The sequence below is a fragment of the Tardiphaga sp. genome (assembly GCF_028290495.1).
Taxonomy (GTDB): Bacteria; Pseudomonadota; Alphaproteobacteria; order Rhizobiales; family Xanthobacteraceae; genus Tardiphaga.
Map to the genome: position 1 here is coordinate 13607 of NZ_JAQGJT010000132.1, position 12186 is coordinate 25792.

The 12186-nt window shown below is 63.7% G+C and carries 14 protein-coding genes; 5 read left to right on the plus strand and 9 right to left on the minus strand.

The features are described from left to right. Positions 1-24 precede the first annotated feature (24 nt). The 4 genes from JWQ24_RS19560 to JWQ24_RS19575 all read left to right on the plus strand — a co-directional run bounded on the left by JWQ24_RS19560 (position 25) and on the right by JWQ24_RS19575 (position 4653). Positions 25-1959, plus strand: a complete 1935-nt coding sequence (locus JWQ24_RS19560; RefSeq protein WP_299811675.1) for a potassium transporter Kup — start codon at positions 25-27, stop codon at positions 1957-1959. Positions 1960-2058: 99 nt separating this feature from the next. Continuing rightward, positions 2059-2385: a rhodanese-like domain-containing protein gene (locus JWQ24_RS19565; protein WP_299811677.1), complete on the plus strand. Its 327-nt coding sequence runs from the start codon at positions 2059-2061 to the stop codon at positions 2383-2385. 7 nt (positions 2386-2392) lie between these two features. Then, complete coding sequence (locus JWQ24_RS19570) at positions 2393-3547, plus strand: aminotransferase (protein ID WP_299811679.1); 1155 nt, start codon at positions 2393-2395, stop codon at positions 3545-3547. Positions 3548-3555: 8 nt separating this feature from the next. Continuing rightward, complete coding sequence (locus JWQ24_RS19575; protein ID WP_299811681.1) at positions 3556-4653, plus strand: polyamine ABC transporter substrate-binding protein; 1098 nt, start codon at positions 3556-3558, stop codon at positions 4651-4653. 156 nt (positions 4654-4809) lie between these two features. Here JWQ24_RS19575 and JWQ24_RS19580 read toward each other — a convergent pair whose 3' ends face one another. The 7 genes from JWQ24_RS19580 to JWQ24_RS19610 all read right to left on the minus strand — a co-directional run bounded on the left by JWQ24_RS19580 (position 4810) and on the right by JWQ24_RS19610 (position 10372). Next, entirely contained in the window at positions 4810-5742 is a 933-nt protein-coding gene (locus tag JWQ24_RS19580) for a lipid A biosynthesis lauroyl acyltransferase (protein ID WP_299811683.1), read from the minus strand. Continuing rightward, entirely contained in the window at positions 5742-6764 is a 1023-nt protein-coding gene (locus JWQ24_RS19585; protein ID WP_299811684.1) for a zinc-binding dehydrogenase, read from the minus strand. Before JWQ24_RS19585 ends, JWQ24_RS19580 begins: the two co-directional genes overlap by 1 nt. 91 nt (positions 6765-6855) lie before the next feature. Further along, positions 6856-8136: a beta-ketoacyl-ACP synthase gene (locus JWQ24_RS19590; RefSeq protein ID WP_299811685.1), complete on the minus strand. Its 1281-nt coding sequence runs from the start codon at positions 8134-8136 to the stop codon at positions 6856-6858. Positions 8137-8167: 31 nt separating this feature from the next. Further along, the gene (locus JWQ24_RS19595) at positions 8168-9376 is read right to left on the minus strand and encodes a beta-ketoacyl-ACP synthase (RefSeq protein WP_299811687.1); all 1209 of its coding nucleotides are present in this window, start codon (positions 9374-9376) and stop codon (positions 8168-8170) included. A gap of 5 nt (positions 9377-9381) precedes the next feature. Next, positions 9382-9564, minus strand: a complete 183-nt coding sequence (locus JWQ24_RS19600; protein ID WP_299811689.1) for a hypothetical protein — start codon at positions 9562-9564, stop codon at positions 9382-9384. 8 nt (positions 9565-9572) lie between these two features. After that, positions 9573-9854, minus strand: coding sequence for an acyl carrier protein (locus tag JWQ24_RS19605; protein WP_299811691.1), 282 nt, complete (start codon positions 9852-9854; stop codon positions 9573-9575). Between the two features lie 188 nt (positions 9855-10042). Then, complete coding sequence (locus tag JWQ24_RS19610; RefSeq protein ID WP_299811731.1) at positions 10043-10372, minus strand: hypothetical protein; 330 nt, start codon at positions 10370-10372, stop codon at positions 10043-10045. A gap of 107 nt (positions 10373-10479) precedes the next feature. Here JWQ24_RS19610 and JWQ24_RS19615 point away from each other — a divergent pair, with 107 nt between their 5' ends. Then, a complete protein-coding gene (locus tag JWQ24_RS19615) occupies positions 10480-11106 on the plus strand; it encodes a ParB-like protein (protein WP_299811693.1) in 627 nt (208 codons plus the stop codon). On the opposite strand, the gene JWQ24_RS19620 is transcribed toward JWQ24_RS19615, so the two are convergent. After that, on the minus strand, positions 11067-11582 hold the full coding sequence (locus tag JWQ24_RS19620; RefSeq protein WP_299811695.1) for an MgtC/SapB family protein: 516 nt from the start codon (positions 11580-11582) through the stop codon (positions 11067-11069). The two genes, JWQ24_RS19615 and JWQ24_RS19620, sit on opposite strands and share 40 nt — an antisense overlap. Positions 11583-11605: 23 nt before the next feature. Next, positions 11606-12184 (minus strand): peroxidase-related enzyme, encoded by a 579-nt coding sequence (locus tag JWQ24_RS19625; protein ID WP_299811697.1) that lies wholly within the window; start codon positions 12182-12184, stop codon positions 11606-11608. Positions 12185-12186 lie beyond the last annotated feature (2 nt).

Below are 12186 nucleotides of genomic sequence, written 5' to 3' on the forward strand. Positions count from 1 at the left end.
CGCAGCCATTGTCGAGGCTATTGCATGACGAGTGAGAGCGCAGTTTCCGCCACGGAAACGTCGGCGGCCGTGGAGCATGGCGGCGCGCATTCGACCGCGGGCTTCAAATCGCTGATGCTGGGCAGTATCGGTGTCGTTTATGGCGATATTGGCACCAGCCCGCTCTACGCGATGCGTGAGGCGCTGATTGCCGCTGGCGGACACACGACAACCGGCGTCAGCAACGAAGCCGTGCTCGGCGTGCTGTCGCTGATCCTGTGGGCGCTGGTCGTCGTGGTCACGCTGAAATACGTGCTGATCCTGTTGCGCGCCGACAACCACGGCGAGGGCGGCACGCTGGCGCTGATGGCGCTGGCACAGCGCGCGGTGGGCAAGGGCGGCGGCGCATCGCTCATCGTGCTGCTCGGTATCATCAGTGGTGCGCTGTTCTACGGCGATGCCGTGATCACCCCGGCGCTGTCGGTGCTGTCCGCGATCGAAGGCATCAAGCTCGTGACCTCGGCCTTCGACGCCTATGTCGTGCCGCTGACCATCATCATCCTGATCGTATTGTTTGCGGTGCAGTCGCGGGGCACCGCGCGGGTTGCGGCGTTCTTCGGGCCGGTGATGTGCGTGTGGTTCACCGTGATCGCGATCGCCGCAGTTCCGCCGATCGTGCGGCATCCCGAAGTGCTCTACGCACTCAATCCGCTGCATGCCGTTTCCTTCATGCTGCACCACGGTGTCATCGGCTTCATCACGCTCGGCGCGGTGTTCCTCGCCGTCACCGGCGCCGAGGCGCTGTATGCCGACCTCGGCCATTTCGGCAAGCGGCCGATCCAGACCGCGTGGCTGTACATCGTGCTGCCGTCGCTGGCGCTGAACTATCTGGGGCAGGGCGCGCTGGTCATCGCCGATCCCACGGCGCTGGAAAACCCGTTCTTCCTCATGTTTCCGGACTGGGCGCTGATCCCGATGGTCGCTTTGGCCACCGTCGCCACGGTGATCGCCAGCCAGGCCGTCATCACCGGCACCTATTCGCTGACCCGGCAGGCGATCCAGCTTGGCCTGCTGCCGCGCTTCGAGATCCGCCATACGTCGGAAGCCCATTCCGGCCAGATCTACATTCCGCGCGTCACCCTGCTGCTGCTGATCGCCGTCGTGCTTTTGGTGCTGCTGTTCAAGTCGTCGAGCGCGCTGGCATCGGCCTATGGCATCTCTGTGACCGGCACCATGGTGGTCACCGCGATGATGGGCTTCGTGGTGATCTGGCGGGTCTGGCGGTGGTCGGCCGTGGCCGCCGCCGCCTTGATCGTGCCTTTCCTGCTGCTCGATCTCACCTTCTTCGTCGCCAACCTTCTGAAGGTGTTCGATGGCGGCTGGGTGCCTCTGCTGCTCGGCGGCATCGTGATCCTGCTGATGTACACTTGGCGGCGCGGCAGTCGGCTGCTGTTCGAGAAATCGCGCAAGCTCGAATTCCCGCTCAAGGATCTCGTCGCGATGCTGGAGAAGCGCCCGCCGCAGCGTGTGTCGGGCACCGCGGTGTTCCTGACCAGCGATCCGGAATCCGCCCCGACCGCGCTGATGCATAGTCTGAAACACTACAAGGTGCTGCACGAGAAGAACGTCATTCTCACCATCGAGACCGCGCCGACGCCGCGCATTGATCCGGCCGACCGGGTCCGGCTGGAAGAGATCAGCGCCACCTTTACCAAAGTGACGCTGCGCTTCGGCTTCATGGAATCGCCCAACGTGCCGAAGTCGCTGGCGATCGCGCGCAAGGTCGGCTGGCAGTTCGACATCATGTCGACGTCGTTCTTCCTGTCGCGGCGCGCGTTGAAGCCGGCGGCGCATTCCGGCATGCCGCGCTGGCAGGATCATCTGTTCATCGCGCTCAGCCGCACCGCCAACGATGCGACCGACTATTTCCAGATCCCGACCGGCCGCGTGGTCGAGGTGGGTACGCAGGTGACGATTTAACCGCGTGCGCCGCTTGATTTTCGGCGCGCCAGAGGCGACCTTGGCGCGGAATTTTGATGTGGTATTCGCCCCGGAATGACGGGGCGCCTGGAGGTTTTAGTGGCTGACAATCACAGCGTTACGGATCTGGCGCCGGAGGAAGTCGCCAAGGGGATCGCCGACGGTCGCTATCTGCTGGTCGATGTCCGCGAGCCCAACGAGGTTGCGGCGGAAGCCTATCCGGACGCCGTAGTGGTGCCGTTGTCGGGCTTCGATTCCGCGGATCTGCCCGATCCCCAGGGCAAGCAGATTGTGTTCGCCTGCCGCTCCGGCAAGCGCTCGGTGTCGGCATCGCTGGCGGCACAGGCCGACGGCTTTGCCTACGACAAGCACCTTGCCGGCGGCATGCTCGGCTGGAAAGCGGCTGGCCTGCCGACCAAGGTCTGACGCTGCAATGAATCCGATCTTTGCGAACCTGCCGGTCACGGTATTCGAAGCCATGTCGCAGCTTGCGCGCGACAACGACGCCATCAATCTCGGTCAGGGCTTTCCGGATCATCCGGGCCCGGAGGATATCCGCCAGGCGGCGGCGGATGCCGTGCTCAATGGCTACAATCAGTACCCGTCGATGATGGGCCTGCCGGAATTGCGGCAGTCGATCGCCACGCACTACCAGCATTGGCACGGCCTCTCGCTCGATCCGATGTCCGAGGTGATGGTGACCTCGGGCGGCACCGAGGCCCTGACCGCGGCGATCCTCGCGGTGGTCGAGCCCGGCGACGAAGTCGTTTGTTTCCAGCCGGTCTACGATTCCTATCTGCCGATCATCCGCCAGGCCGGTGGCATTCCGCGGCTGGTCAGCCTCAAGCCGCCGCACTGGCGGCTAACGGAAGAAGACCTGCGCTCGGTCTTCAATCACAAGACCAAGGCGGTGCTGTTCAACAATCCGCTCAACCCCGCCGCGGTAGTCTATCCGCGCGAGGACCTCGAACTGCTGGCGAAGTTCTGCCAGGAGTTCGACACCATCGCGATCTGTGACGAGGTCTGGGAGCACGTCGTGTTCGAGGGCTTCAAGCATATTCCGCTGATGTCGATCCCCGGCATGCGCGACCGCACCATCAAGATCGGTTCGGCCGGCAAGATATTCTCGCTGACCGGCTGGAAGATCGGCTTCGTCTGCGCGGCGCCGCCGTTGCTGCGGGTTTGCGCCAAGGTGCACCAGTTTCTCACCTTTACGACCGCGCCGAACCTGCAGACCGCCGTCGCTTACGGCCTCGGCAAGCCCGATGAATTCTTCGAGGAGATGACGACCGATCTGGCGCGCAGCCGCGACCGGTTGGCCGCCGGGCTGGAGCGTATCGGATTCCCGGTGATCAAGTCGCAGGGCACGTATTTCCTCACCGTCGATCTCAGTCCGCTTGGTCTCAACGAGACCGACGAAGCGTTCTGCAAGCGCATCGTGCACGACTACAAGGTCGCGGCGATTCCGGTATCGGCGTTCTATGAGGAAGAAAAAGTGACGTCGGTGGTGCGGTTCTGCTTCGCCAAGAAGGACTCGACGCTCGACACCGCGCTGGAGCGGTTGTCGGACGCGGTGCATCGCCGCTAGGAGAGGTCATGAGCATCCGCTTCATCGCCGCCTGTTCGGTATCGATTGCGCTTTCGATGCCCGCGCAGGCGCAAGGGCAGGAGCGGGTGGTCAACTTCTACAACTGGTCGAACTACGTGGCGCCGGGAGTCCTCGAAGACTTCACCAAAGAGACCGGCATCAAGGTGGTCTACGATACGTTCGACGCCAATGAGACGCTGGAGACGCGGCTCCTGGCCGGCAAGTCCGGCTACGACGTAGTGGTGCCGACAGCATATTTCCTGCAGCGCCAGATCGCCGCGAAGATTTTCCAGAAGCTCGACAAGACAAAGTTGCCGAACCTTGCCAACGCCTGGGATGCGGTCACCAGCCGGCTGAATGTCTACGACCCCGGCAACCAGTTCGCCGCCAACTACATGTGGGGCACCACCGGCATCGGCTACAACGTCAAGGCGGTCGAGCGAATTCTCGGACCGAATGGCAAGATCGACAGCTGGGACATCGTGTTCAAGCCGGAGAATCTGGCGAAGTTCAAAGATTGCGGCGTCCACATGCTGGACTCCGCCGACGACCTCCTGCCGGCGGCGCTGAATGCGCTCGGTCTCGATCCGAATTCCACCAAACAGCCCGACCTCGACAAGGCCGCTGACCTCGTCAGCAAGGTCCGGCCAATGGTGCGAAAATTTCATTCGTCGGAATATCTCAGCGCGCTGGCGACCGGCGAGATCTGCCTGGTGGTCGGCTGGTCCGGCGACATCATCCAGGCCCGGGCGCGCGCCGCGGAATCCAGAAACAGCGTCGAGATCGGCTACGCGATCCCGAAGGAGGGCGCGCAGATGTTCTTCGACAATCTGGCGATCCCCGCGGATGCGCCGCATGTCGCCGAGGCGCACGAATTGATCAACTACCTGTACCGGCCGGAAGTGGCGGCGAAGAACTCGGATTTTCTCGGCTACGCCAACGGCAATCTCGCCAGCCAGAAGCTGGTCGATCGCAACATCCTGAACGACAAGACGATCTATCCGAACGATGCCATGCTGCAAAAGCTGTTCGTCATCACCGCGCGCGATCCGACGACGCAGCGGGTGATCAACCGGCTGTGGACGAAGGTGAAGACGGGGAGGTAAGGCCGTGTCTATGCGCCGCTGTCATCGCTCGGCTCGACCGGGCGACCAAGTAGTGCGCGACGGCAGTGATGGAGCCGTGACGCTTCGGAATACTGGATCCCCGCATGCGCGGGGACGACAAGTGAGTATGTGGAGGCGTCGCGGGAATTCAGAAGCTCACCGCCAGCGGCGATGCAGCCACAGCCACTGGTCCGGATATTCCCGGATCCAGCCTTCCAGCACGGATGTCACCGCCTGCATCGTGCCCTGAATATCCACCTTGCCGTCAGCGGTTCGCACCGGCTTCACTTCTTCCGAGAGTTCGGCGCGGAAGCGGTGGTTGGGCAGGCGGATGATGCGGACGCCGTGGATCGGGCAATCGATCTGGCGCAGCAGCCGCGCCAGCATCGGATTGGCGTTGGTCTTGCGGCCGAAGAAATCCACTTCGACGCCGTTGCGGAACCACTGGTCGACCAGCATCGCGACGTGCTGGCCGTCGCTCAAGGCATGCGCCAGCTTCACCGGCGCGTCGTGGCTGGCCGGGACCATCGTTCCCATCTTGACGGCGCGGATTTGCTCGATGATGCGATTGGCGGCCTCGATGTTCGGCCGGCGGTACAGCACGGTGGCGTCCAGCCCATGCGCGACTGCGGCGAGCGCGGGCAATTCCCAGTTGCCGAGATGGGCGGCGAAGATCAGCGCCGGCTTGCCGTCGAGGCGGAGCTGCGCGAACAATTCGTGGGTGCGCTGCGGAATTTCGATGCGGCTCAGTTCGGGATGCGCGGGGTCGTGCTCCCAGACGTGATCGAGATGCGCGAACTCGGCGGCGAAGCGGCCGAGATTTCCCCACACGCCCGCGAGAATCGTCTCGATCTCTTCCGGCGATTTTTCCGGGAATGCCGCGGTGAGATTGGCGCGGCCGATCTTGTCCTCGCGGAACAGCGGTCCGATCTTCTGCGTAATCCGGGCGAACAGGTTGGCGGTCTTGATCGGGTCGAAATAGCGCGTGGTACGCAGCAACGCGATCGTCAGCGCCCCGACTACCGCTTCGCCTGCCGGCTTGATGGCGTCACGAACTTTCGCACGGGTGCGGAGGAACAGCCGCAGCATCAGAAGTGGACGATGATCTTGCCGAACACCTGGCGGCTCTCCATCCGCTTCAACGCGGGCTCCACGTCGTCCATCGATACTTCGGTGTCGATCACCGGCAGCATGCCGTCGGCCATTTTGTCGAGGCTCTCGCTGATGTTCTTCATGGTCGCACCGAACGAGCCGAAGATGCGGTACTGTTGCTGGAACAGCTGCATCAGGTTGATGGTCGTGGTGGGACCCGAGGTCGAGCCGCAGGTCACCAGACGGCCGCCGCGCTTCATCACCAGCAGCGAGCCGTTGAAGGTGTCGGCACCGACGTGCTCGAACACGACATCGACGCCTTTCTTCTTGGTGATCTTGCGGGTCTCGCCCTCGAACCGATCCTTGCGGTAGTTGATGACGTAGTCGGCTCCGAGCGCTTTCACGCCCTCGATCTTGGAATCGTCGCCCACGGTCGTGATCACCGTGCAGCCGATCTTCTTGGCCATCATGATCGCGACGGTGCCGATGCCGGAGCCGCCGGCGTGAACGAGAATGGTCTCGCCGGGCTGCAGCTTGGCATTGTCGAACAGCATATGCTGCACGGTCGAGAACGCGATCGGCGCGCACGCGGCGTCACGCAGGCTGACGCTGTCGGGGACGGGGATCACCAGCCGCTCCGGCATGTTCAGCAGTTCGCGCGAAAAACCGTCGAGGTGGAAGCCGTAGAGGCCGCCGACGTTTTCGCAGAAATTGTCACGGCCTTCGACGCAGGCCTTGCAGGTGCCGCAGGTCTTGGCGCCGTACATCACCACCTTCTGGCCGGGCTTGAAGCGCGTCACGCCTTCGCCGACCGCGGCGATCTCACCGGAGGCCTCGGCGCCGATCGCCAGCGGCAGCTTGCGCTTGGCGAAGGCCATGCCGCGGAAGCCCCAGACGTCGATGTGGTTCAGCGCTACCGCCTTGACGCGAATCTGCACTTCACCGGCTTCGGGCGGCGGCGGGGCGTCCTGATCGACGACAACGAGCTGACGATCGGCAATAAGATTGAGCGCACGCATGACACCGTGTCTCCGGCAATAGGTGAATTTCAGATGGATTGCGTATCGCCGGTTCACGCTATCGCGTCAACCGGCGCAGGTCGCGCGAGGCCTAAATCGGTTCGCGCGTCAGGATCAGCGAGGCGTTCTGGCCGCCGAAACCGAACGAGTTCGACATCACGGCGGTGACGCGCGCGTCGCGGGCGGTATTGGGGACCACGTCGAAGGGAATCGCCGGATCGGGAACGTCGTAATTGATGGTCGGCGGAATTCGCTGATGCTCCAGCGTGAGCAACGAGAACACCGCTTCGACGGCGCCAGCGGCCGACAGCGTGTGACCGACCATCGACTTGTTGGACGATACCGGGATCTGCTTGGCGCGTTCGCCGAACACCATGGAGATGCCGAGATACTCCATCTTGTCGTTTTCCGGCGTGCCGGTGCCGTGTGCATTGATGTAGTCGATCTGGTCGGAGACCATGCCGGCATCGAACAGCGCGTTGTTGACGCAGCCGACGATCGGCTTGCCGTCCGGGCTGGAGCGGGTGCGGTGGAAGGAGTCGGCGAGTTCGCCGCAACCGGCGACGATGCCGAGGATCTTGGCGCCGCGCGCGGTGGCGGCTTCCAGGCTTTCCAGCACCAGCGCGCCTGCGCCTTCGGCCATCACGAAGCCGTCGCGGTTCTTAGCGAACGGGCGGACCGCGGCCTGCGGCGAATCGTTGTTGGTGGACAGCGCCGACAGCAGCGAGAAGCGGATCAGCGCTTCCGGATTGACCGAACCGTCGGTGGCGACGCACAAAGCGGCATCAGCCTCGCCGCGGCGGATCGCCTCGACGCCGAGCTGTATCGCCGTGGCGCCCGACGCGCACGCGGTCGATAGCGAGATCGGCGAGCCCTTGGTGCCAAACGTGTCGGCGATATGGTCGGCGACCGAGCCGAACATGAAGCGGCGGTGGAAATTCTTGAACTGGCCGCCGGAAGCGACGCGCAGCAGCGCATCATAATCGATGGCGGTGTTGGCGCCGGTGGCGCGCGCCACGGCCTGGCGCTGCGGCCATTCGACTTCAACGGGCGCAACCGCCAGGAACAGCGGGCCGGGGAAGTCGCCCTTGCGGCCGATACCGGCCTGCGCGATGGCTTCCTCGGTGGCGAGGTCGCCGAGCTTTTCCGACAGGTCGGTGGACGAGAACGGATCGACCGGCACGAAGTCGATGGTGCCGGCCATCGTGGTCTTCAGGCCTTCGGTCGGAAAGCGCGTGATAGTCCGGATGCCGGATTCGCCGGCGGTCAGCTTCTTCCAGTTGTCCTGCTTGCCGGCGCCGAGCGAGGTGACAACACCCATGCCGGTGACGACGACGATCGGTCGGCCGAATTTATCGCGCGTGGCTGTCATATTGTATTCCCCGTCGGCCGTATCGTTCGCGTCAATCGATTGCTTCGACCAGCGCCATGCCTTCGCCGCGCCAGTGGCCGGCGCCGATCACCACAATCTGGGTGGGTGGCTTCGACATTTCAATCTCGAGGCCGGTCGAATCGTTGGGCGGAAACATCTTGCCGCGCGAGATCGCCAGGGCGGCGAGGCCGAGGCCGAGCGGAAACTGCGTCTCGAGCGTATGGCCGAACGATGTGCCGGTGGCGCGAACCGCGATGTCGCCATGTTCCTTCAGGAAGGCGCGCTCTTCCGAGGTCGCGGGCTCTGCGCCGGTGGCGCCGGTGATGATCGCGGTGTCGCCTTGCAGCGGCCCGAGCTTGGTCCACAATTTCTCAAGGGACGCCGTGATTTCGCCGGGGGTCTTGCGGCGGGCCTGATCGGCAACGACGTTCTTCAGCCGCGCAAACGGCTTGGCGCCGCGCGCTTCGGCGTGCGCACGGGATTCGATCACGAGGAAGGCGCCGCCGGAGCCGAGCGCAAAGCCGCTGGCCTGTTCGCGGGCCCACAGCGTCTCGAACTTGTTCTTCAGGTTGAAGTCGTCGAACTCATACAGCAGCAACAGGTCCTTGCGCTCGCCGTTATGCGCCGCACCGATCAACGCCACGTCGCTCTGTCCGGCCGCAATCCGCGCCAGCGCAATCCGCGCAGCGTCAACGCCGGCGGCTTCCTCGCCCATGAAGGTGCGCGACGATCCGGTGACGCCATGCACGATGGCTATATTGCCAGCGAGCAGGTTGGAGAGCTGCGCCAGGAACAGCGTCGGCCGCAGGTCGTTCATCAGCCGTTCGTTGAGAAGGCCGGGCGGCGTCGCGCCGTGGCCTTCGGAATTGAGAATGCCGGAATCGACGGCCAGATCGCGTTCGCCGCCACCGGCCGCGACGATCATGTCCATCTTCGACAGGATTTCCTTGTTGCCCTTCAGCCCGGCCGATTCCAGCGCTAGGCCGGCGGCATAGGTGCCGATGCGCTGCCAGGCTTCCATCTGCCGCTGATCGCCCTTTTTGGGAATCTGCGAGTCGTAGGAAACCGGCGCGAGCGGATGCACGATGTAGGGCGCGAAATTGGCTTCATCGATGTTGATGCGCTTGTTGTTCAGCGCATCCCAATGCGCGTCCGGGCCCTCGCCTAGCGAGGTGGCGAGGCCGATGCCGGTAATCCAGGCTTCCACCGGTTCGGAATTGACGTGTCTCGTTTCAGCCATTGTCGTCAACCTCTGGCCATCGCCTCGGTGGGAAAGCCGATCCGCTCGGCGATGGCTTTTAAGTGCCCGCGCAAATCCGGATCGGGGAGTGGGTAGAGCCGGAAGGTCTCGAGCCCGCTCATCGCGATCTTGTCGCCGGCATCGTGGCCGGCGAGGCGGTCGATCGGATGAACATGACCGAGGGTCACAGTGGGCGTCAGGCGCTCTTGGCCGCGACCAGTTCGTCGATGCGGGCGCTGAGGTTCTTCAAAACGAAGTACTGCTCGGTGGTCGCCTTGCCGTCGTTGACTTCCTGGGTCCACTTTTCCAGCGGCAGCTTGATACCGAACGCCTTGTCGATGGCGAAAGCGATGTCGAGGAAGTCGAGACTGTCGATGCCCAGATCGTCGATCGCGTGGCTCTCCTGCGTGATCGTATCGCGGGGAATGTCGCAGGTTTCCGCGATGATTGTGGCGACCTGATCGAATGTGGTGGACATCGTTAAGCCTTTGATCGATTGAAGAAAAATTCAAGAACGGCATGACAAGAGGGGGCTTGGCCCCAAAACACCCTGCCTGCCGAAAGGAGTCGATTGCCCGTATAACGGAGGCTGCCCGTCAGTTCAATGGGTGGTGAGCGCCTACCCACCGGCCAGAACCGGGCACCGCCGCCGCCGATCTGGATGCCTCAGCCCTTCGGAACCGTGATCTGTGCACAGTCGCGCCGGCCCATCAGCACGCAATCCTGGGTCTTGCGCAGGTCGGCGATGCTGATCGCCAGCCAGATACCGATCCCGATCAGGATGGCCGTCAAACCAAAGGCGGCGACGTTGGCCGTCATGCGGTGGCGGAAGTCGTCGGCCTCATCGCGCGGCCGCTCGTAGCGTGAAAGATCTTCAGCGGGACGGGGGTGTTCGGGAGTAGTTGAAGGCTGCGGCAGCGTCGCTGAATTCCGCGGCACGAATTTAAGCACGCGGTGCTCGTCGTCCGGCGTGATGATCGGCTGCTGGGTCTTCATGGTTGTCGCCGTCTGCAACATTTGATTTGTAATTTTAGCACGTTCACCGTGTGTCAGTTGGATAAACTCCGCATAGCCGAGATGCGGCAATCGAGGGAATACGAAACATGCCCAACACCCGCGAACCTCTCTTGCACCCGGTACCAATCCTGTCGCTGCGGCCGACGCAGATGACGGTGGGCATGCGCGAGGTCAAGGAGAAGCGCAAGCGCTGGCGCGAGCACAAGTCGAAGCGCAAGCAGGCCGAGGCGCTGGGTACGCATATGATCCCGGTCGTACTCGGGCCGGACCATAACCATTATGTGATCGATCACCATCACCTGGCCCGCGCCCTCCACGAAGAGGGGGTGAAGGATATTCTGGTCAGCGTGGTGGCCGACCTCACGATGGTCGACAAGGCTGCGTTCTGGGGCGTGCTCGATAACCACCGCTGGGTCTACCCCTACGACGCCCGCGGCGTGCGGCACCATTTTAACGACATCCCGAAATCGATCGCCAAGCTGAAGGACGATCCGTTCCGCAGCCTGGCCGGCGAGCTGCGCCGCGCCGGCGGCTACGCCAAGGACATCACGCCGTTCAGCGAGTTCCTGTGGGCCGACCTGTTGCGCCGCCGGCTGTCGCGCAAGGACGTCGAGGCCGATTTCGCCAAGGCAATGGAGAAAGCGCTCGACCTCGCCAAGAGCAAGGACGCGATCTATCTGCCCGGCTGGTGCGGGCCGGCCTCGGAGGACTGATCCGCGGCCGGCAGGGGTAAGGGCAGGTCACGGTCCGGCTTGCCGCCGAGCACGCGGTGCAGTCGGCGTTCGACCGGGCCGCCGACCAACAGGACCACGAAGGTGATCGCCAGCGCGACCGCCACGATGCGCCATTGCCCGGCGCCGCACATGATCCCGATGCAGGCGGTCAACCAGGTGCAGGCGGCGCTGGTCAGGCCGTGGATACGAAAGTGTTTTTCGGCGTGGAAGATCACCCCTGCGCCGAGAAAGCCGATACCGGTCAGGATGCCCTGAACGATACGGCTGCCGGCATCGGTGAAGCCGCCGTCGCGTAGCGGATCGGCCAGCACCATCACCATCGCGGTGGCTAGACTGACCAGCGACAGTGTCCGCAAGCCGACCGGCTTGCCGTGCAGGTCGCGGTTGAGGCCGAGCGCACCGCCGGCCAGCGCCGCAATGCCGAGCCGCAGCAGGATTTCCGACCAGTCCAGCACTTCGATATCCCTCTGGACCGCCGTTACTTCGGCAGCCGGCCCATCATGTAGAACTCGGCGTTCGGCTTCATGCTGGTGACATTGGCCATCCGGTTCGACAGCGCGAAGAATGCTGCAATCGCCGTGATGTCCCAGATGTCGTTGTCGCTGAATCCGTGAGAGGTGGCCTCGACGAAATCCGCCTCCGACACGGTTTCCGCAGACCGGCTCACCTTCATGGCGAAATCCAGCATCGCGCGCTGTCGCGGCGTGATGTCGGCCTTGCGGTAGTTTACCGCGATCTGATCTGCGATCTCCGGGTTCTTGGCGCGGATGCGCAGGATCGCGCCATGCGCGACGACGCAATAATGGCACTGGTTGGCGGCGGAGGTGGCGACCACGATCATCTCGCGCTCGGCCTTGGTCAGCCCGCCGTCCTTGTCCATGAGCGCGTCATGATAGGCGAAAAAGGCGCGGAATTCGTCGGGCCGGCCGGCCAGCGACAGGAAGACATTGGGCACGAAACCGGATTTTTCCTGCACCGCCAGAATGCGCGTGCGGATGTCGTCGGGCAGGGTGTCGATCGCGGGAACGGGAAAGCGCGTGGCAATGGGCTGGGTCATGG